This is a genomic window from bacterium SCSIO 12741 (assembly GCA_024398055.1).
Taxonomy (GTDB): domain Bacteria; phylum Bacteroidota; class Bacteroidia; order Flavobacteriales_G; family Salibacteraceae; genus SCSIO-12741.
On record CP073749.1, the window covers coordinates 2282114 to 2302931 of the forward strand.

General features: G+C 44.4%; 22 protein-coding genes. 13 read left to right on the forward strand and 9 right to left on the reverse strand.

Going from position 1 to position 20818, the window contains the following annotated elements:
- Position 1: 1 nt before the first annotated feature.
- Genes KFE98_09605 through KFE98_09620 form a run of 4 tightly spaced genes read right to left on the reverse strand, consistent with a single transcriptional unit; the run spans position 2 to position 7012 of the window.
- Positions 2–1438, reverse strand: a complete 1437-nt coding sequence (locus tag KFE98_09605) for a hypothetical protein (protein UTW64373.1) — start codon at positions 1436–1438, stop codon at positions 2–4.
- Positions 1439–1497: 59 nt separating this feature from the next.
- Positions 1498–3651: a T9SS type A sorting domain-containing protein gene (locus KFE98_09610; GenBank protein ID UTW64374.1), complete on the reverse strand. Its 2154-nt coding sequence runs from the start codon at positions 3649–3651 to the stop codon at positions 1498–1500.
- A gap of 14 nt (positions 3652–3665) precedes the next feature.
- Entirely contained in the window at positions 3666–5777 is a 2112-nt protein-coding gene (locus KFE98_09615) for a hypothetical protein (protein UTW64375.1), read from the reverse strand.
- Entirely contained in the window at positions 5774–7012 is a 1239-nt protein-coding gene (locus tag KFE98_09620) for a hypothetical protein (GenBank protein ID UTW64376.1), read from the reverse strand. The genes KFE98_09615 and KFE98_09620 overlap by 4 nt, the downstream gene beginning before the upstream one ends.
- 280 nt (positions 7013–7292) lie before the next feature.
- Here KFE98_09620 and KFE98_09625 point away from each other — a divergent pair, with 280 nt between their 5' ends.
- Genes KFE98_09625 through KFE98_09635 form a run of 3 tightly spaced genes read left to right on the forward strand, consistent with a single transcriptional unit; the run spans position 7293 to position 9704 of the window.
- Complete coding sequence (locus KFE98_09625) at positions 7293–8006, forward strand: polyprenol monophosphomannose synthase (GenBank protein UTW64377.1); 714 nt, start codon at positions 7293–7295, stop codon at positions 8004–8006.
- Between the two features lies 1 nt (position 8007).
- Positions 8008–9348 carry a dihydroorotase gene (locus tag KFE98_09630; GenBank protein UTW64378.1) on the forward strand — a complete coding sequence of 447 codons (1341 nt, stop codon included), beginning with the start codon at positions 8008–8010 and terminating at the stop codon, positions 9346–9348.
- Positions 9345–9704 (forward strand): DUF4296 domain-containing protein, encoded by a 360-nt coding sequence (locus tag KFE98_09635; protein ID UTW64379.1) that lies wholly within the window; start codon positions 9345–9347, stop codon positions 9702–9704. The genes KFE98_09630 and KFE98_09635 overlap by 4 nt, the downstream gene beginning before the upstream one ends.
- A gap of 5 nt (positions 9705–9709) precedes the next feature.
- On the opposite strand, the gene KFE98_09640 is transcribed toward KFE98_09635, so the two are convergent.
- Genes KFE98_09640 through KFE98_09650 form a run of 3 tightly spaced genes read right to left on the reverse strand, consistent with a single transcriptional unit; the run spans position 9710 to position 10715 of the window.
- Positions 9710–10231 carry a hypothetical protein gene (locus tag KFE98_09640; protein ID UTW64380.1) on the reverse strand — a complete coding sequence of 174 codons (522 nt, stop codon included), beginning with the start codon at positions 10229–10231 and terminating at the stop codon, positions 9710–9712.
- Positions 10138–10434, reverse strand: a complete 297-nt coding sequence (locus tag KFE98_09645) for an NAD-dependent epimerase/dehydratase family protein (protein ID UTW64381.1) — start codon at positions 10432–10434, stop codon at positions 10138–10140. The genes KFE98_09640 and KFE98_09645 overlap by 94 nt, the downstream gene beginning before the upstream one ends.
- The gene (locus KFE98_09650) at positions 10398–10715 is read right to left on the reverse strand and encodes an NAD-dependent epimerase/dehydratase family protein (GenBank protein ID UTW64382.1); all 318 of its coding nucleotides are present in this window, start codon (positions 10713–10715) and stop codon (positions 10398–10400) included. The genes KFE98_09645 and KFE98_09650 overlap by 37 nt, the downstream gene beginning before the upstream one ends.
- 82 nt (positions 10716–10797) lie before the next feature.
- On the opposite strand from KFE98_09650, the gene KFE98_09655 reads away from it, so the two are divergent.
- The 9 genes from KFE98_09655 (at position 10798) to KFE98_09695 (ending at position 18784) form a co-directional block, all read left to right on the forward strand.
- Positions 10798–11310 carry a YcxB family protein gene (locus KFE98_09655; protein ID UTW64383.1) on the forward strand — a complete coding sequence of 171 codons (513 nt, stop codon included), beginning with the start codon at positions 10798–10800 and terminating at the stop codon, positions 11308–11310.
- Between the two features lie 48 nt (positions 11311–11358).
- Positions 11359–12090 carry a tetratricopeptide repeat protein gene (locus KFE98_09660; GenBank protein ID UTW64384.1) on the forward strand — a complete coding sequence of 244 codons (732 nt, stop codon included), beginning with the start codon at positions 11359–11361 and terminating at the stop codon, positions 12088–12090.
- A 66-nt stretch (positions 12091–12156) separates the two neighbouring features.
- Positions 12157–12777: a YiiX family permuted papain-like enzyme gene (locus tag KFE98_09665; GenBank protein ID UTW64385.1), complete on the forward strand. Its 621-nt coding sequence runs from the start codon at positions 12157–12159 to the stop codon at positions 12775–12777.
- Between the two features lie 134 nt (positions 12778–12911).
- Complete coding sequence (locus tag KFE98_09670; protein UTW64386.1) at positions 12912–14552, forward strand: amidohydrolase; 1641 nt, start codon at positions 12912–12914, stop codon at positions 14550–14552.
- A 2-nt stretch (positions 14553–14554) separates the two neighbouring features.
- A complete protein-coding gene (locus KFE98_09675; GenBank protein ID UTW64387.1) occupies positions 14555–14929 on the forward strand; it encodes a hypothetical protein in 375 nt (124 codons plus the stop codon).
- Entirely contained in the window at positions 14926–16203 is a 1278-nt protein-coding gene (locus KFE98_09680) for a hypothetical protein (protein ID UTW64388.1), read from the forward strand. The genes KFE98_09675 and KFE98_09680 overlap by 4 nt, the downstream gene beginning before the upstream one ends.
- 111 nt (positions 16204–16314) lie before the next feature.
- Positions 16315–16920 (forward strand): NUDIX hydrolase N-terminal domain-containing protein, encoded by a 606-nt coding sequence (locus tag KFE98_09685; GenBank protein UTW64389.1) that lies wholly within the window; start codon positions 16315–16317, stop codon positions 16918–16920.
- Between the two features lie 12 nt (positions 16921–16932).
- Positions 16933–17436, forward strand: coding sequence for a GNAT family N-acetyltransferase (locus KFE98_09690; GenBank protein ID UTW64390.1), 504 nt, complete (start codon positions 16933–16935; stop codon positions 17434–17436).
- A 76-nt stretch (positions 17437–17512) separates the two neighbouring features.
- Positions 17513–18784 carry a tyrosine--tRNA ligase gene (locus KFE98_09695; protein UTW64391.1) on the forward strand — a complete coding sequence of 424 codons (1272 nt, stop codon included), beginning with the start codon at positions 17513–17515 and terminating at the stop codon, positions 18782–18784.
- Here KFE98_09695 and KFE98_09700 read toward each other — a convergent pair.
- Positions 18781–19752, reverse strand: coding sequence for an acyl transferase (locus tag KFE98_09700; protein UTW64392.1), 972 nt, complete (start codon positions 19750–19752; stop codon positions 18781–18783). The two genes, KFE98_09695 and KFE98_09700, sit on opposite strands and share 4 nt — an antisense overlap.
- A 14-nt stretch (positions 19753–19766) precedes the next feature.
- On the reverse strand, positions 19767–20042 hold the full coding sequence (locus tag KFE98_09705) for a hypothetical protein (protein UTW64393.1): 276 nt from the start codon (positions 20040–20042) through the stop codon (positions 19767–19769).
- Between the two features lie 200 nt (positions 20043–20242).
- On the opposite strand from KFE98_09705, the gene KFE98_09710 reads away from it, so the two are divergent.
- Positions 20243–20779, forward strand: a complete 537-nt coding sequence (locus tag KFE98_09710; GenBank protein ID UTW64394.1) for a hypothetical protein — start codon at positions 20243–20245, stop codon at positions 20777–20779.
- Positions 20780–20818 lie beyond the last annotated feature (39 nt).

Genomic DNA, 20818 nt, shown 5'->3' on the forward strand with positions numbered 1-20818 from the left:
ATCACTTAAATTCCTGGTTTAAGACTTTGTCGAAAAGGGCATCCGTATTTGCGGGTATTCCATTGGCATCATACAATCCAAGTCCAATGTGGACCTGGTAGGTATTTCCGGAAAGTTGACGTCGGGCTCCAATGTGATCCGGGCCATTCCATCCTGGTGGTTCGTCCAGATCTGCTGTCATAATGCTTTCTGCATCCGAAGAAGGAACAAAAGGCGAAACAGCAGGGGAGAAACTTGTCGGCTCTAAATCAGGATAACCCTGAGTTCCGGTAATGGTAGTGCCACCGGCTTTTAGGAATACGGATCCATTAAATCGGGTAGAGCGATCCATGGGGAATACGCCAAATACAATCGAGTTACTATCCAAATCAGCAGGAAAATACCCAATGGTAAAGATCTTACCGCCGGAGTTGTAGTAGTCCTGAATGGATCGAGCCGAAGATTCGAAGATCAAGTTCTCTTTTTTGGTGTTTTCGTTGAAGTAAGGCTTCCGGTCAGAGAACATACATACCTTCTCATACTGCTTGATCAATAGGGAGAAAGTAGGATCCCAAAAAGTAGGTTGCCATTTTCCATTATCAATGGCGTAGTCAATGTAGTCGAAAGTCGGGTATACATTTCCGATATGTTGGCGGTAAAAGGCGTTCTCACTAATGTCTGCCCCGATCACCAGCAAGTCAGAAGTTTTGTTTTTGAAGTACAATCCGGAAATAGTATCCGTATTACTTTCTGAATTGGCAATGTCTATGGCTTGGATGTAGATGTTGTTGGTGTCATTCAGTTTTAGGCCGGTCATTGGGGTACTCTCTGCTTCTGAGGAAGTGAACCATACAGTAGCATTCATGGTGCCTGTTCCAGAAACATTTTCAGGAACCAGGGTTAGGTTGTCGATGTTTTTGTCCACCTCAAACCAATCGCCTTCATTGATCCGGATTCGAACATGCTTGAGGTTTTCGAATCCATCAGGATCAGAAGCTTCCCAGAAAAGGGTTGCGATCAGGTAGGCCGTGTCGGCAGTGGAAAAACTGTGGTTGAAAGTTACTTCGGGAGGGCTGTTTTTAATAGGTACTCTCACATAAGCAGGAGAGGGGTCTTTGATGCCATCGTTGTCAATGGATCGAACATAAAAATCGATATCGGTGGTGTCTGAGCCTTCTTCAATGTCAAATACGAAGGTGCTGTCAAATTCAGTGGTGTAGAACCAGTTTTGACCATCTTGTGAGATTTCAAAGCCTTCGATGTAACCATCGGAGTCGGTTCCCATCCAGGAGAGGCGAACGGTTGACTTTAACCGGTTTTCTCCAACCTGATTAATTACATGGGGGGTGACTACGGTCTGAGGTGCCTCATTGGCATGTCTGTCTCCCTTTTTACAGGTAATGAGCAATCCAGCAGACAAGAGGATTAACAGCCCGGAAAGAAACGATGTCAATTTCATGGGTAAAAAAGATTATCCAGGCCCGACTTGATGTCGAACCTGGATAATTTCAAAAGAGTTTATTGAACCACCAATTTTCTATTTTCCAATAGAGCTCCTTGTGGAGTAGTGATTGTGATCTGGTAGATACCAGCATCAAATGTGTCAAGATTTACGCGGTTTTCGTTCAATGCAGTGTAGCGAACGAATACCGTTTTTCCGCTCAAGTCGCGGATGTAAATGTGAATTACTTCTTCAGAAGACAAGTTGTTGATGTTAACCATGCTTCCAGCAGGGTTAGGGTAGATCTGGAAGTTAGGGTTCTCATAGATATGCTGAACTACTGAATTAGTAGTGTCTTGAGTCGTATCTGTAGAGTGGTTAATGCCCACAAAATCATCATTGTTTCTTGGAAGCAACTTCATGTTACCAAAGCTGTAAGAAGCAATACCGATCAAGGTGTCCATGTGCATAGTGTCGCTTACCAATACTTTGTCAGTTGGGTAAGGATCTTTAACACGAGTACTTGCGTTTACATAAGAAACCCAAATGGAGCTAACGCCTTCACGTCCGGCCAAAATACGGGCACCAGATGCTGGATTCAATTCGTCAGTACCTACGCGGTATTCTGCAAAGTTGTTTCCTCCGCCTGCATCAGCGTTGGTGTCTACAACGTGTACTTTCTTATCACCTGTTCCATTAACCAAAGCGATCAAGACACCTTCATACTTTTCGTTGCGTGCAAAGTTGTATGAGGTCAAAGAATCTGGATCCAATGGAAGTGGGTTCACTGTTCCGGTACCTTGTTTGCTACCTGTAGTAAAGGAGATTTGAGTCAAACCGAAAGCTTCTTGCACGTTACCAGTAACTTCGATTTTGTCTCCTCTTTCAAAAGTTTGACCCGCATTGGTGATTTCAACACCGCTCCATCCACCAAGTGCGTTTTCGTCCTGGATGTGGATTTTTACCAAGTCACCATCCTTACCCGTTGCAGTAACAACACCGGTAACGGTTACTTCTTGGTTTAGGTAAGGAGAGTTTCCGTCAGGGAATGGAGTAAACTGAACATCAAAAATGCTCAATCCGTTGTCTCTTACTCGGTAGGTGTAAGTTCCTTGAGTAGGATCAGAACCTGGCAATTGAGTTACGTTAGAGCTATCATCTTTAGCTCTTAGGTAGTAGCGGATAAAAGTTCCGTCAGCTTGAGCTGGGATAGTTCCTTTGTAAGTAAATCCTGACTGAAGAGTCATGGCTACTTTGGTAAAGTTCATGTTCATTGGATCTGTACCCGTTGCCCAGTATAGATCAGTTTCAACCAAGCTACCATCCAAGTCAACGATGTCAGCAGTAATGTCTACAGCCTGAGAGCTGGTAGGAACAGCAGGAGTACGATTGATGTTAGAAATACGTGGTGCAGAAGGACCGTAGTTGTAGTGAGACTGCTTGTAAGGGTGAATCTCATATCCACGGTTGTTTTCACCAGGACAGTTGTTCTTACTGTGGATGATGATACCGCTAATGGAGTTGAATTTGTCACCTACTGATGGAGGGGCAAACGTTCCAGGGTTTCCTGAAGGGTGGTTTGTGTAGGTAGGTAGCTTTTGAGCAAAGAAGTGGTCACCTACGTTGATTAGGTCGCCGTTTTTGTCTTTTACTACAAAGCTTACACGGTTACCGCTAAATGGGTTTACCGATACAACCTCAAGGTCTGTAAGGGTAACTAAAGAACTTTCCCACTGCTCACCAGTAGTCAAGTTGTTGTTTTGCTGATTGTCGTTGAAAGTTCCAACAGAAAGAGTTGTGTCTTCAACAACGTTGTTACGGCTCAAAATTTTGATCGCACTGTTGGTCAAAAGCGGCTCAAACTGAGTCTCACCTTGATACTGGCTCAAGTGACCAACAGCAATAATTTCATCTCCTTCTTTCAAAGAGCGAATGCTAACATTGTAAACGGCGTTTGGGTCACCTTGACGAAAACGCAAACCTCCAAATGGAGAAGGCTTTAAGGATTGACTGATTTGAATGTTGTGACTTGAAGACCCGTATTCAATTCCGTCAACCAAACAGAATCCTCGAACGTATACCGTGTCGCCACTGTATCTTGATTCGTCGTCGCAGTTTCCTAGTTCGGCTTGAGTTTTAAATTGAATGGAGTCAATACTGAGTGTGTCATATTGTGCATTTGCTGCCAGGCAGAACCCAGAAACAAAGAGAATTAGTAGCCAATTTTTCATAACACTGATTTTACTTATTTAATAATGGTGAATTTTCCTTTGTAAACTTTATTGGTTTCAAGATCCTTTACCGAGAACAGGTAAAGACCCCGAGCGATGTTTTGTCCTTCTGAGGAGATGAGATCCCAGCCGTGTTCTCCACCCGAAAATTCGGTGGTTTCCACATCGGAGAACTGGGTAAACCACTCCGTATCACTTCCGTCGTAATTCTGATCGTGATCAATTTCGTCAATCAAGTCACCTGCCATGTTGAAGATGCGAATCACACAACGTTCAGGCAAATTGGCAAACATGAGCTTCTTGGTCGTTTGTCTTTGGCTAAAACCTTCCCATCCTGCTTCCAGGTAGTAAGGGTTCGGGTACACGAAGGGACCATTTTCTTCCAAGTCTTTGTTGGGAGGGGTTCCCATGAATACTCGCTTACTATTGGCCAATGGGCTTGATTCCAACGATTCCAATTTGGCTTCTTCATCTCCCCGGTCAAAAGCAGAGACGGAAGCGATGTATTGCCAACCGTTGAGCAAACCGGTGATGGTGTATTTGTAGAAATATTGATTGGTGTCTCCTTCAAATGTTTTTGGCTCGGCCAATTTGATGTCATCAAAACCAGTCTCATAAAATAGCTTGTCTCCGATCAAATCGTAAACCGCAATCTCTTTCATCGATTCGATGGGGTTGATGGTTTTCTCTACATCAAATCCCAACTTGGACAGGTAAATACGGTATCCGGCAAAATCTTTTTCCCGAGAAATAGGGTCAATCGATGACTCAGCATTGTCTGACCAATAGATTTCCATTTGATTGTCTCCAGGAACAAAACGAGTAGCTGGAATATTTGGAGGAGCAGGAAGGATGTAACGATCCAGTTTTCCGTTACCATTCAGGTCTTCTCCCGGATCCAGAATTCCGTTTCCGTTTTTGTCTTCTCCGTAGTAAGCCGTTTGGGCCCAAATAGCGTTGCTTACCAACTTCTGCTGTTGAAAGGCATTGTTTTCGGAATTGGGCTTACCGTCTTCATTTTTCTTAGCACATAGAATAGCGAAAGAAATGCGTACCTGATCACCGGGCTGAACATCGCGGAATGGGCCAATAGATACCAAATCCGAGCGGTTTCCAGGGTCATTGATTTTGTCGGCCAGGTAAACGCCTTGGTGCTTTGGTGGAATTGTGTCGTACTCTTCTTTCCAGTCGTTTCTCCAATTCAAACCTTGGGTGAGCTTTTTGTATTTCTGATCATCCGTTGCAGGTGAGAAAAGTAGAGGCTCAGACGTGTTGCTCCAGGTCCAGGCGTTGTAGTTAACCTTAATGGCACTGTCTACGCTTGGGTGGTGATAACCATTCTTGTCTTCAGCGCCCAAAAATTTGTGGCCGAAGTAGCTTTCAGTAAATCCCGGATCACCGGCTGCGTCATAGCAGTATCCGATATGAAGAGAATCGTTGTAGCCGTTTCCGCCTTTGTTGTAGAACGCCGTACCGCCACTTCCTGCTGGAGTAACGTTTACATTTCTAATCACGGCATTGGCAAACATTCCAATGTAAACCGAGTCCAATACATCTTGACCATTGTTGGTGAAGGTGTAATCCATGATCACGAAAAAGTTACTGAAAGCGTAGTTCCAGTTATACGATTCCAGGTGTACATCAAAGCCAAGCGGCTGATTGTGATCCGTAATCTTAATTTGAGTCCCAGGAACTACCACATTCTTATCGGTAAAGTCTGCCAGAAAATCCTGGTGAGAGATGGCCTCTGCTGAGTATTTTTTGCTGTTGAATAGGGACGAACGTTCGGTAATTACTGCTGTTTGCTCAGCTGTCATTTCATAGCCGCCTGCTCCCGTGGAGTATCCTTTGGAGTTGTCATAAGCAGCTGTGCTCACGGCAAAACTTCCTTTAATGTTGGCACCTACCCAAATTCCACCTTCAAAAAGGTGCTCAATTCCAGAATTTTTGGGGTATTCGCAGGATGGTGCACCAGACAATTGAAAACTTCCTTTAAAGGAGTTTCCGATTACCCCGACGTTATTCATCGTGAGGCCAACATCACTTGCTGTGGTAAATACTTCAACCTGAGCATTAAGGCTAACGCCAGATATTAAGAAAATCAGGGAGAGCAATCGACTTGTCATGGCTGTAAAAACACTTTTTGAGTTCCGATCCATTGATGGCCTGAATACATACTAATCAGATAAATTCCAGCTTGCTCAAGAGAACTGGGCAAAAGTAATTCAATATCCTCGGTTGAAATGTTAAAAGTGGAAGAATATAAAGACCTGCCAGTCAGGTCAGAAATCTGTATTTGCCAGGATTCTCCTTGAGGGCCATTCGTAGAAATTCTTAATCGGTTGTCATTCCAGCGTTTTACGGAAAATTGACGCCCCGTTTTACCGGCCAAATCATTCACGGATGAAGGAATGCTTGTACTCGCTTTTAACTTTAAAATAACAGGCAGGTGATCTGACATGCCGTACAAGGCATCTGCAATTTGGGTGGAAACTACAGTATTGGCTGGAGAATTAATGCTTTGGTTGTATCTCTTGCCGTCCTGACCGAGGGCATCGTAGCTACTGTCCACATATTGCATCTGATCGTGCCCCTGCATTAGGGATTTGCTTAGCAAAATTTGATCGAACCGATCGTCCATTCCGCCTGAGGAAAAACAGGCATTGCTATTCGAAGAATGAGTGGACTGAGTGTGGATATCGGCAAAACTGCTGTTGTTGTTCCATTTCCCAGGTCGGTTAATGGGGTCTTGAAAGCTGTAATCAGGCTGGACGTAATTCGTGAGGTTTTGATAGCCCGTTTCGGTGCTGTTGTAAACATTAAGATCACCGGCAAAAATCATGTTGCCATCTCGGTAAGTGTTCGCCAGGTAGTCCATAACGCCTTGGGTAGTCCAGGCGCGTTCATTTCGGTCATTGGAAGAATTGCCCGCTTTCAAATGAGATACGATGTATTTGAACCGAACGGTATCGGCTCCGTGATCCAGGTATTCGCCTTTAAAATAAAGCTGGTGCATATCAATGGATCGAACATAACGGTTGCCAGCGCCATCCTGGGTCATTTTATCTACCCACGACCAGCCCACTTTTTCGGTGTTGTAGAAGAGCATGTTGCACAAGTTCTGACTTCCACCTGTCTGCAATTCGGTTCTGGCGTACTTTGTTTCGCCATCAACATTTAGGCATCGCTCCAGGATGCGTTGGCCATAAACGGTGTTGCATCCCATTTCATTTACGGTGAAAATATCGGGCTTAACATGGGCCAGGATTTTCTTCAGATGGCCGTCTTTGGTGTTAATGTTGTTATTGGAAGTGTTGCATTGATTGCTTGTAGCACCGTAGTACAACAAGTTATAATGCATAATTGTTAGGGTGTCGCTAAGATCGATAGTGGTCTGGCTAAATGATAATAAAGGCCAGAAAACCAACCAAATAGAGAAAAAAAATCGCCTCATATGAGCCTGCTTCATTTTGCTGACAAGAATGGACCGCGAAAGTACTGCTATACATCTTTGCCAAAAGGGGCTCAAAATTAAGGCTTTATTAAATATCCTCTAAAAACGATTATTAACAAATCTTTGGGTTCGGAGTATCTCCGCAGTTTGGCAGCAAGCCTTATATTCGTGCTCGTTTTTTTATGTTTTGTCAGATAGCGTAGTAATCATACCCACGTATAACGAAAGCGGAAATGTCGAAAAGATGATCCGCACCGTTATGGGCCTGCCCAAGGAAATCGATATTCTTATTGTAGATGATGGATCTCCTGATGGTACGGCAGATATAGTCAAAACACTTCAGCAAGAGTTTCCGGGAAGAATTCTGCTTTCTGAGCGAGAAGGAAAGCAAGGATTAGGTACTGCCTATATCCATGGATTCAAAGTTGCTCTCGATCATAAGTACGAGTACATTTTTGAAATGGACTGCGACTTTTCGCACGATCCCAACGATTTGATTCGACTGTATGAAGCTTGTGCCAACGATGGTGCTGATATGAGTGTGGGTTCTCGCTACATCAAAGGAGGAAAGGTTAAAAATTGGCCGCTCGGTCGTATTTTGATGTCCTACTTTGCCTCGGTTTATGTTCGCTTTATTCTTTGGTTGAATATTCATGACACCACCGCAGGGTTTGTCTGCTACCGCAGAAAAGTTTTAGAAACAATCGATCTGCATGCTATTCGATTTATCGGATACGCTTTTCAGATTGAAATGAAATATACCGTGCACTTGCACGGGTTTTCCATCAAGGAAGTTCCCATTACCTTTATTGACCGGGTGATTGGTGAGTCCAAAATGTCCTCCCGAATTTTTAAGGAGGCCTTGTTTGGCGTGCTAATCATGAAGGGCAAAAAAATCTAACATGGCACGTACTCTCTTAAAGAATGCAAGAATCGTCAACGAAGGAAAGATTCTTGAGGCCTCCCTATTGATCGATGGTGAAAAAATTGAAGGAATCTATTCCCCGGATTCGGCTCCAGAGGCGGATCAGGAAATAGACCTAACGGGTAAGTTGATCCTACCTGGTGTGATCGACGATCAAGTGCATTTTCGCGATCCGGGATTGACCCATAAGGCGGATTTACAAACTGAATCGAGAGCCGCAGTTGCCGGAGGGATTACTTCTTTTATGGAAATGCCCAATACCGTGCCGAATACCCTCACCCAGGAATTACTGGAAGAAAAATACGTTCGTGCCTCAGAAGTTTCTTTGGCCAACTATTCTTTCTACATGGGAGCGTCCAACGACAATCTTGATGAGGTTCTCAAAACGGATCCTACTCAGGTTTGTGGCGTTAAGGTGTTTATGGGGTCCAGCACAGGAAATATGCTGGTAGACAATGAAACGGCTTTGCGCAATTTGTTCTCCAAGTGTAAGATGCTGATTGCTTCGCATTGTGAGGATGAACAAACCATTCGAAGAAACTCAAGCGAGTACAAGGAGAAATACGGGGCGGATATTCCTATCCGTATGCATCCGGAAATTCGCAGTGCCGAAGCTTGTTACCTATCTTCTTCATTTGCCGTTTCTCTGGCTCGTGAATATGGAACACGTCTGCACATTTTACACTTGAGCACGGCTCGGGAAATGGAATTGTTTGACAACGACATTCCACTGAGTGAAAAGAACATTACCGCTGAGGCTTGTATTCACCACATGTGGTTTACAGACAGCGATTACGATAAGTACGGAACCCGAATCAAATGGAATCCGGCGGTGAAAACGGAAGAAGATCGTCAGGCAATTATTGCCGCTGTAAAAAACAACACGATCGATGTAATAGCCACAGATCACGCACCTCATACCAAGAAGGAAAAAGACTTGGACTACTGGCGCGCTCCTTCCGGAGGCCCCTTGGTGCAACATGCTTTAGTGGCCATGCTGGATCATTATCACCAGGGAACTTTTAGTCTGGAGGAAATCGTTCACAAGATGTGCCATGCTCCTGCCGATTTATTTGGTGTGCAAAACCGTGGCTACATCCGTCCAGGCTATCAAGCAGATTTAGTGGTTGTTGATTTGGATAAATCATGGACTGTGCAAGAAGAAAACATCTTGTACAAATGTGGTTGGTCTCCGTTTGAAGGACATACGTTCAAATCTCAAGTTGCTCAAACTTGGGTAAACGGTCATCTTGCCTACGATCAAGGAGAGATCAGAGAAGGGCAAAACGGACAGCGATTAACTTTTACTCCTCGATGAAAAAAAGTGGCTTCATAGCGATTTTAGGAGTTGCTCTGCTTATTTTTTCCTGTGGAACATCGGAAACAACGGAAGAGGGCTACCCGGTCCTGTCTCGGGATGAAATGGCGAGCATCATTTATGATATGAACCTTATTGAAGCTGCTTACCGCGGTCGAATGCACAACGATACTCTGGCAGAAAAGAATATGCTGGAGCGAATGACCCACACCTTTGAAAAACGGTCGATAACCCGAGAGCAATTTCTATCCAATTACAACCATTATTTAGACGATCCTGAAGAATTGGCTGGAATCTATAACGATGCTTTAGGAAAATTGAGCGCTCATCTGTCGGAAGTAGAGGCTACCGAATAGTGCTTCTACCGGTTCTGCTCCTGAAGAAAAATAGAACAGGTATCTTTTACCGAAGTGGAGATGGGAATAAATTTCATGCCCAACTCATTGATGGCCTTTTCATTGGAATAATGTTGCACCTCATTGGCCGACCGGGCTGTTTCTTTGGTAATGACTGGTCTGGAGCGACTAATCAATGACCAGATATAATTGAGCCGCCAGGCAATGGAACTCATCCAGGCCGAAGCCTTATAGGGTACTTTGCGCACCGAAAGTTCCTGACAAATCAGATCGAAAAGCTCTTTAAATTGCAGGTTTTCAGATACCAGTAAATACCGTTCGTTGTTGAGGTCGCTGAAGATCAATTTGGTCATCGCCTTGGCTACATCCCTTACATCAACAAAAGCATTTCCTCCGGAAGTATAAAACTTCAGTCCCTTGGCAATGGTTGCGATTAAACTGGTGCTACTTTTTCCCCATTCCCCGGACCGATGATAACCGATGGGTTGACGATCGCCACCTGAAGTCCTTCTTCCGCACCACGCCATACTTCCAGTTCAGCGGCGTGTTTCGAATAGCTGTAAAAGGAGTTCTGATTTCCCGGTTCCCACAAGTGAGATTCGTCAATAGTGATTCCTGGTTTTTGCTTACCAATAGCGGCGGTAGAACTTACGTAAATCAACTTTTTGACACCTTCCTGCAGGGCCACATTCACTACGGCTGCAGTTCCTTGAAGGTTAATCTGCTCCATGGCACTTTTATCCCGGGATCGAATGACACCAAAGCTGCGCAATGACATACATAATCAACGCCGTGAATAGCCTCTGTTAAGGTAGCTACGTCGTTGAGCTCACCTTCAATCCATTCAATGTCTTGAAGCTTGTGTTCGAGGTTTCGACGTTTTAGAAGACGCTCCAGGGCACGGGTGTCCGAGGTTTCTCTACGAAGGAGGCGTAATTGCTCTCCACGTTCCAATAGTTCGGCGACTAAGTGAGAGCCCACCAGACCTGTTCCTCCCGTGATGAAAATCATGTTGCAAAAGTAGTGGGAAATGTGAACAGGTAAATCACCCGGAAGTCATTTAGCTTATTTTTATCGCATATTTTTTTACTTGATGACCCTTCAATTTGATTTTGATATGGAGGATTGGATGGAGTTTCAAAAGCACTTCATTGCCAATTCCAAAAGAATGAAACGGACCAAGTGGATGATTACTTTGATTCCACCGGTAATTATGGCCTTTGTGTTCCTTTCCAATCTGAGTAAGCGGGAGGGAGGCGAAATTGCCTTTGGAGCTATGGTGGTAATGATGGGGCTATGGATTTGGCTTTACCCCAAACGATTCGACAAACGTGTATTGAAGCAAGTGCGAAATACTATTGAGTCGGGTGACAATTCAGCTATTCTTGGTTCCACTTCCATTCAATTTGAAGAGGAAGGAATTACCCACAAAACCCCAGAGGTGGAGCGAAAGCTAAAATGGAGTGGAATCAAGCGGGTGGGAGAATCGGATGAGTACTTCTTTTTGTACGATTCTGCCGTTTCGGCTATTGTGATCCCCAAGAAGAAAATTCAGGTAGCCGAAGAAGAGCTGCGCGAAGTACTCAAAGCCAACATGCTGGTCTAAATGAACGGAATGGGCTATTTTTGAGCAACCAGCGATTCGGGAAAAGCCATGTTTCGATTTTACACACCCATTCTAATTCTGCAGTTTTTCTGCCTTTACCACGCTTATAAAAACAAGTCTGAGAGTTGGTGGTATATCCTCATTCTCATGTTTCCATTGGTCGGATGCTTGATCTACTTATACAAGCATTTTTATTCCCGGCAAAATGTGGAGCGCGTATCAGAAGGTGTAAAACAGGTAATCAACACCAATTACCATGTGGATAAAATGGAGAAGCAGCACCGCTTCAATGATAGCGTGGGTAATCGGATAAACCTGGCGGATGCCTACTGTGGCGTAGGTCGATTTGAAGAAGCGGTGGAGCTCTACGAAAGTTGCCGGGAGGGTTACCTCCACGATGATCCAGGCTTGATCATGAAGCTGATGGTCACTCACTTCCAAATGGAAAACTACCGTCCTGTTGTAGAATTGGGAAAATCCTTGGAAGGCAATAAGGACTTTGAAGACGATTCCTCGAGGGTAGCTTATGCTTGGTCGTTGCATCATTTAGGAGACCAGGAAGAGGCGTACCAGGCTTTTGAGATCATGGATGTTCGATTCTCCCATTATGGTCCACGTTTGGAATTTTGTAAGTTTTTGGATGCCAGTGGAAAAAGAGACGAAGCACGTGAAAGATTAGATCAAATGCTGGACGAGATTTCTCACATGACCCGAAGAGAGCGTAAACCGCATTTACCTTTTGTTCAGTCCATTCAGTCGTTTCGATCTCACTTGAGGTAGTTTAAAATATTCGTGGACTGGATTAGTTCGGTCTGCTTTTTGCATTTCAAATACAAAAGGTGAGTTATGAGATGGTGGGTAATAATAGGATTGTTGATATGGACCAATTCGGTCTGGTCTCAGCAACATATTGGAGATTTTGGCTTACAAACGGGAGATATCCTTTTTCAGGACTTTGATTCTGGATTAAGTGAAGCGATCAAAGAAATATCTCATTCTGAATTTAGCCATGTAGGCGTGGTATTGGTAATCGACCATAAGACCTGGGTACTTGAAGCTGTAAGTCCAGTTAGGTTGACGGAATTGGACTCCTGGATTGCACGCAACGATCGAAACTTTTATGTAGCCAAAAGGCTCAAAGACGCCGACTCAAGATGGACAACAGAAAAGCAAGATGAGCTCATTAAAGAGGGACGAAAGTATTTGGGAAAACCCTACGACATCCGATTCGAGTGGAGCAACGATGCGCTCTATTGTTCAGAATTGGTTTGGAAAGTATACTACGAAGTATTGGGAATTCGGGTCGGAGAAATTCAACGATTAAAAGAGCTGGATATGTCTACTCAAGTCGTTCAGGAGACCCTGTTTAGACTCTACGGCAATGAAATTCCTTACGAGGAAATGGTGGTCTCGCCGCAAGCCATTCTCGATTGTCCTTTGCTGATTGAACTACCTGTGAGTAATTAATCTCTTCTGAGCCGAATGATTATCTTGGCTCTATGGTTCACTCAATCCTCAAACACTCCTGGCTATTCCTCGGATTGGCCCTGATTTTTCTTCAAAGTTGTAGTCCAAATAAACCAGCTCAAAAACCGGCTGATATGATTATTTCGGGCGGGCCAATCTATACCTCTAATGAGCTGACTCCAACCGCCGAGGCAGTGGCTGTAGCCGATGGTCGAATAGTTTTTGTTGGGTCCATGCAAGAGGCTCAGGCTTTTCAAGGTGAACAGACCAAACAAGTGGACTTAAATGGAAATACATTACTCCCCGGTTTTATTGAATCGCATGGCCATCTTTACAATTTTGGCTACAGCATGGTTCAGCTGGATCTACGCCCTTGCAAATCTTACGAAGAGGTCTTGGAAAAGGTAGCTAATGCCACCGAAAAAATGGAGCCCGGCCAATGGATTACAGGAAGAGGATGGCATGAAGGTAAATGGGATAGCCTTCCTTCGGATCAACACAATGGATTTCCAACCCATGAGCGATTGTCGCAAGTATCCCCCTTTCATCCGGTAATGCTTACCCGAGCGGGTGGTCACGCTGGATTAATGAATGCGAGGGCCTTTGAAGTAGCAGGACTAACTCCCCAAAACATAGAGGAAAAGCTCCTTGAAATGGAAGGAGGGAACATTGATCGTTATCCAGATGGGCAGTTTACCGGAATCATTCATGATAACGCCAAAGAATGGATGAAACAGCACATGGAAAAGGTGGATTCGCCATCAGAAGTAGCTGGTGTAATGCGATTAGCTATTCGGGCCAGTCAGGCGGCTGGGGTGACCAGTTTTCATGATGCCGGAATAACGGCCCGCGAATATGAAGGCTATCAATACTTGTTGCATCAGGGAGATTTAGGCTTAAGAATGCACGCTATGCTCTATGCCATGGATTCGGCATTTATCGAAAGTTGGTATCAACGCGGACCGATTGTGGATACAACGAACTACCTGTTTTCAGTGAGAGCGATAAAACTTCATGCCGATGGAGCTTTGGGTAACCGAGGTGCCTGGCTCTTGGAATCCTATACGGATCATCCGGGGCATTTTGGTTTGGAAACCACGTCTATGGATTACGTGGAAACTACAGCGAAAAAGGCTCTCGAAAATGGGTTTCAATTATGTGTTCATGCCATTGGAGATCGTGCCAACCGGGAAGTGCTTGATCGTTATGAGAACGCTTTTCAGGGCTATGATGGAGATGCCTCCGCAGCCCGGTTTCGAATTGAACACGCTCAGCACTTAACTGCTGAAGATATTCCCCGATTTGCAGAACTGGGGGTTATCGCTTCCATGCAGGGTATTCACATGTCTTCCGATCGCCCCTGGGCCATTGACCGATTGGGGGAAGAACGCATTTTGGAAGGGGCTTATGTTTGGCAGAAATTGTTGCAATCCGGAGCTCGGGTGATTAATGGAACCGATGTGCCGGTTGAACCCATTAACCCTTTAGCTTGCTTCTACGCATCGGTTACACGAAAAACTTTGCAGGGCATGCCGGAAGGAGGCTACGAAGCCGACCAGAAAATGAGTCGTCAGGAAGCCTTAAGATCCTATACCCTTGATGCAGCCTATGGCTCATTTGAGGAGTCCATTAAAGGTTCGATAGAAGTGGGCAAGCTGGCCGATTTTGTGATCCTGAACCAGGATATCATGACTATTCCAGAAGACGATATTCTTTCAACCCGGGTAGTACAAACTATTTTGGGAGGAGAAACGGTTTATGTGAACAACCAATGAGTATGAAGGAATCTATAGATGACGAATTATTTGATAGGCCTGAACATCGAAGTATTAGTGTTCTGCCCATCATTTTTTGGGTTTTATTGATTGCCTTGGGAGGTATAATGAAACTGCAACATTATCCAGGTTCTTCATTCACGATGATCACAGGTACAGGAGCTCTGTTTGGATACGGATTGTGGAAAGGGTTTTACCTAAAGTGGGAAAATGGGATGAGTTTAGTACTGGTCGTTGTTTCGGCTGCATGGATGCTGTTTGCTATGTATCGATTGTTTTTTGCCCTTCCCGCGTTTATCATCCTTACCATGGCTGCACTCATTTCTTTTATGCTATATCGTTGGGTGGATCGAAGAAAAAGAAAGACTCAATCATGAATTGGAGGCAAGCACTTTGGATAGGTACCCTGATTTTTTTAGGGTGTTTGGTACCTGGTCTCGGTTTAGCGCAGGAAGTCCTTGATTTATATCCAGAAGTTGAGCCATTATTACTTAGCGAGGCAAATGCACAAAAGTTTGAACAGAAAATTGCCAGGGCCGAGAAGCTTTGGAAGGAATTGGGCGAAGGGAAATCTATGGATGACCTTGCTCCTGAAGATCGTCAGCTGCTCAATGAAATAGATGAAACCATGACCAGCTATTGGGATATCATCGGAGGCGGTTGTAGTTGGTATTGTGGCGGTGGTCCCAAAGAAGTAAAAGCTTCTTCCGAATTGAAAAGTCAGGGAAGTATCAATTATCAGGCGGGTAATGCTCATGATCTTGATTACAAAACCGTTTGGGTCGAAGGGGTACCTGGAAATGGAATCGGAGAATACTTACTGTATGAATTTGAAGCCATGGCTCCCCGAATCAATCAAATCTCAGTGGTTAATGGTTATGTGAAATCAGATAAAACCTGGCGTCAAAATGGCCGGGTTAAAACGCTTAAGGTTTGGCTAAAGGACAAGCCCTTTGCCATTCTGCATTTGGAAGACTCAAGGTCTGCCCAACATTTTACAGTGCCTTTGATTGGTGAAGAACCGGGTGGCGAGAAAATTGATCGCAGGAATTGGACCCTGAAATTTGAAATCGTAGAGGTATACCCTGGTGAGGTGTATGAAGATGTTGTCATTTCCGAAATCTACTTTGACGGGATAGATGTGCATTGTTTTAAAGCGGGCACACCTATTTGGATGGGGGACGGAAGTGAACGTCCTATTGAAACGATCAAAGCTGGAGATTTGGTTTGGTCAATGAACGACTCCACCGGGGAGCTTGAAATAGATACGGTGGTTCATACAATGACCCGTGGCCATCGGCACATGGTTGACTTGATCTTCAACAATGGTGATACCCTTACCTGTACCCCAGATCACCCCATTAAATCCAGTGATGGCAGTTGGCTTTCTTGTGCTCCGGCTAAAACAAGTTTTCTCTACGATTTAGAATCTGTGGATTCTTTGACCGTTGGAATGGAGGTAGGGAGTAAAAATGGCCCATTAAAAGTGGTAGAGTTAAGGGTGTTTGAAGATCCACAACTTACCTACACCATTACTAAGCTCAAAAACAACCGAACTTTCTTTGCTCGAGGTATTCAAGTAGGAACCGAACCCCAGGACCGGAGCAAGCAGCAATTCTGGTGGTGGCGGGAAATCCATGCCAGGAAGTAATTGGTCGGGCAAAAGGGGCCGTTGGTCGAAGGAGCAAAGCCTTTGCTCGTCTTTCCTGTACATTTGAATCGGAGAGATATTAATTCAGTTGCACGTATTAATCTGGAGTTGATGGGGCAAAGAGAAACTTTGCAAAAACTGGAACAGCTGCTGCATCTGGCGAATAACGGATTGCGATTTTCCGTGGATGGTTACAACAGTTCACGGTACGGTCAGATCAAAGAAATTACCGAGGAATTTTACAAGCAAATTCCCGAGCTTAAAGACATTGATCTTGAATCACCAGACCAGCAAGGGTACCTAACCCCAAAAGTTGGGGTAAATGCATTGATTGTAAATGATCAGGGAGCTATCCTTATGGAAAGAAGGGTAGATGATAAACTTTGGGGCCTTCCCGGTGGCTGGGCGGATGTAGGCGCTTCGGCCGAAGATAATGTCGTTCGCGAGGTTCGCGAAGAAACGGGACTGGAGGTGAAGGTAAAGCGTCTTCTGAAGGTAATCAGCCGTACGCCAGATCAGCGGAGTATTGTTACTTCCTACCACCTGTTGTTTCATTGCGAGATTGTGAGCGGCGAGCTCAAGGCATCTCATGAAAGCCTGGAAGTAGGATGGGTAAATTTAGCGAACACCGAACCTTGGCATTGGGATCATCGAGAATGGGTAGATAGCCTTCAGGAAATGGAGCTTCCCCAAGAATTACAAGGCCTTTTTTCCTAATTTTCAATCCTGATGGTTCATCCAGTCAGGGTTCATACTGAAGAACATATTCGGCATGTTGAAAGGCTTGCTCGGGAAATTTATTATCCCACTTACAGCCCTTATGTGCACCAAGATCACATTGAGTATTTTTTAGTAACCTTTCAATCTTTTGAGGCTATCAAAAGGCAGATTCAATCCGATTTTGTCTATTACTTATGGATGGATAAGGAAAAGGCCATTGGCTACTTGGGTATTCAATTTGAAGCGAAACTGGCTCATTTGAGTAAGCTCTATTTTTTGCCTGACCACAGAAGGCTGGGCTTAGGGAAAGAGGCGATGAATTTGACTTTTCAGGAGGTAAGGGAAAAACACCTGAGTCAAATCCGGGTGGTGGTCAATGAAAACAACCACGGAGCGATTCGATTTTACCAAAAGCATGGTTTCTTTATTCAGGAATCGGTTACCCATAGTTTTGAAAACGGTCACTCCGTCCAGGATCTAATCTTGCTATTGAGTCTTTCATCCCAAGAATGATTAGCCAGGAGTTGGCGAGTAATTTTCTCAATCCATCCAAACAACCTATTATCTTTGCCGCCCAACAAAAAGGACCATGAATTTTATTGAAGAGTTGAGATGGCGTGGAATGATCCACGATATGATGCCAGGAACGGAGGATGCACTGAATAAAGAATCGGTATCCGGGTATATTGGTTTTGATCCTACGGCCGATAGTTTGCACATCGGTAGCTTGGTTCAGATTATGATTTTGGTCCATTTTCAGCGTGCTGGTCACAAACCTGTCGCTTTGGTGGGTGGTGCTACTGGTATGGTGGGCGATCCTTCTGGAAAATCCAAGGAGCGTAACCTGTTGACCAAAGAACAAATTGATCACAACGTAGCTGGAGTAAAGGCCCAGTTGGAGAAGTTTTTGGACTTTGAAGGAGAAAATGCGGCAGAGATTGTAAACAACTACGACTGGTTTGGAAACATGTCCTTCCTTGAGTTTATTCGCGATGTGGGTAAACACATTACGGTGAACTACATGATGGCCAAGGACTCGGTGAAAACCCGAATGGAAACTGGAATTTCATTCACGGAATTCTCCTACCAACTCGTTCAGGGATTTGACTTTTACTGGCTCAATAAGAACAAGAATTGCAAAATTCAATTGGGTGGATCCGATCAATGGGGAAACATTGTTACCGGAACTGAACTGATCCGTCGAATGGGCGGCGGCGAGGCTTACGCAGCTACCACTCCCTTAATTACCAAGGCAGATGGAACCAAATTTGGAAAGACTGAAGGTGGCAATGTTTGGTTGGATATTAACCGAACCAGCGCCTACAAATTCTACCAGTACTGGTTGAATGCTTCGGATGAGGATGCGAAGAAGTACATCAAGATATTCACCTTGAAGTCCAAAGAAGAAATTGTGGCTCTCATTGAAGAGCACAACCAGGCTCCTCATGCCCGTTTGTTGCAAAAGGAATTGGCCAAGGACATTACATCACGAGCTCATTCTCCGGAAGATTGTGAGTTGGCCATTCAGGCCAGCAACTTGTTGTTTGGAAAAGGCGATTCTGAGGTCTTGAACAAGATGAGCGAAGAGGATATTCTCGATATTTTTGACGGTGTTCCACATGCAAGTGTTGAGCGTTCTTTGATTGAAGAAGGTGCAGGAATGATTGACTTGCTGGCTGGTAAAACAGGATTTCTAAAGTCAAATGGAGAGGCACGTAGAGCTTTGAAAGAAAACTCCGTGAGTCTGAATCGCAACAAGGTTAAGGAAGACCGGATTGTAACAGTTGAGGACCTGGTGAAGGATAAATACCTGCTGCTACAAAAAGGGAAGAAAAACTTTTATCTGATCAAGGTCGACTAAACGACCATTAGGTTACATCCTCTTACATCACTGTTATCAAATCGCCCGAGAATGGCGAAGTTGTCGTCTGGAAGAATGCGACCCAAATCCTGTGTGGACAGAAAGGCACAACTATCTTGATTGGCGAGGTCAATGATATTGATTCCACCCGATTTACCTTTGGGAAGGAGACTTAGTGGATCCGTACTGCTTCGAACGCTGATTTTCATCCAGGGTGGGGTACGGTAAATTCCATTTCCATCTGAATACGCTTGAGACATCAATTCTGTCATTCCATATTCCGAATGGATGGGTGAGGATCCAAAACTTTGCTGAAGTAATTCATGAACTTCTTGCCGGATCAACTCCTTGCGTTTTCCCTTCATGCCTCCTGTCTCCATAATGACGGTATGCTTGAAGTTGAGCGAGAATTTTTCCGCAAAATCAAGCAGGCCAAAGGTGACCCCAAGTAGAAGGGTTTTCCGACCCTCTCCTTCCAATTGAGAAAGCGTTTGATAAAGTTCCTCGTGGTTGTACAGATAGAACCCACTCTCGTGGGCCTGGCTTCGCTCAATGAGTTTTTCGGCCATGTAGACCAGGGATGATCCTTGGCGCTCTAAATAGGAGGGAAGTAAGGCCAAAACGGTCCAATCTTCCACTCGTCCGTAGAATTGCTCAAAGGCTCTAAAGAAAGTTTCTTCGTAGAGTTTCAAACTTCTCACCTCATGTCGGGAAGGAGTTTGTCCGGTGGTGGAGGAACTGGTAAATACTGCTTCCGGTTCAAACTCTCCCGTTTTAAGTGAATGAGATTTGAAAAAGGAAACTGGTAAATAGGGAATGTCTTCTAATCGCTGAACCGGACGATTGCCCATCAAGCGGTCCTTAAATTCACCATATACAGCATTGGATTGAACCTGTTTGTGATAAAGGGAAAGGGCTTGCTCCTCAAAATCCTGAGGAGATCGAATGTCCAGAAAATCCAGGGACATGAATGGTAAATTGATTAAATACGTGCGCGGTTTATCGGGGTGTCGGCCATGACTTCGTCTTCGGTGACCTCATTGTGCAGTAACTCACCGCTTTCGTTTTTGAAAACAACCTTATACCGTTTTTCCCCTTTTTTGTAAATCCGCTTATCAATAAGCATGGGTTGATGGTTGGTCTTGTAATAAACGATTTCGCCTACTTCAAACTTGTATTCTTCTCCCTCAGGCAAGGCACTACCGAAGATGCACGAACTCATCAGTACTACTAACAGAATATAAAGCCAGTTTTTCATCGCGACGCTTTGAACAAATGTAACGGATTAGATTGAATATTACAGCCTCAAATTTTTATCGCCCAGATGACAAGAAGGGCCAATCGAAGTTTCAAAAATGAAAAGCCATTTGGTGGCCATCGGATTCAATATTCAATTAATTTTTCCGTTCAGCAATTGGTTGGAAATGGATTTAAAATGATCCGTACATTTGCTACACCATGTTTAATCGTAGAAACATAGCTCTTTTCGTTTTGGCACTTGGTCTGCTTTCCTGTCAAAAGGAAACTTGCGAGGATCCTATCCCGTCGATTTCCTTTAAAGAGATTGAGCGTTCTACTACCAATACCATTGTCAAGATCAATACCCGTGATTGCGATGGTGATATTGGGTTGACTCAGGCAGATACTGCTGGGGAATTTAAGTACAACGCCTTTGTGGATATTCGAGGATTTCAAAATGGCAAATGGAACGATACCGTGCACATTTTTCAGGATATCCGTTACGTAGATATTTTGGACGATTCGGGCCGGGTAATTGGTGTGGAAGAGATTCGTGAAGAGTTGAACTATTACTACCGGGTTCCTGTGGTGGACAACAACAGTCGTTCTGATTTGTACGAAGCAGTCATTGAATTGGACATGGGAGCTTCTTATTTTGGCTTTGATACTTTTCGCTTAGAAGTAAAAATCAAGGATCGGGCCCTTAACGAAAGCAACACCATTATTTCTCAGACCTTGCTTGGGTTTCCCCAATAAAAAAAACGGCTGAATTTCTTCGAGCCGTTCTTTACTTTA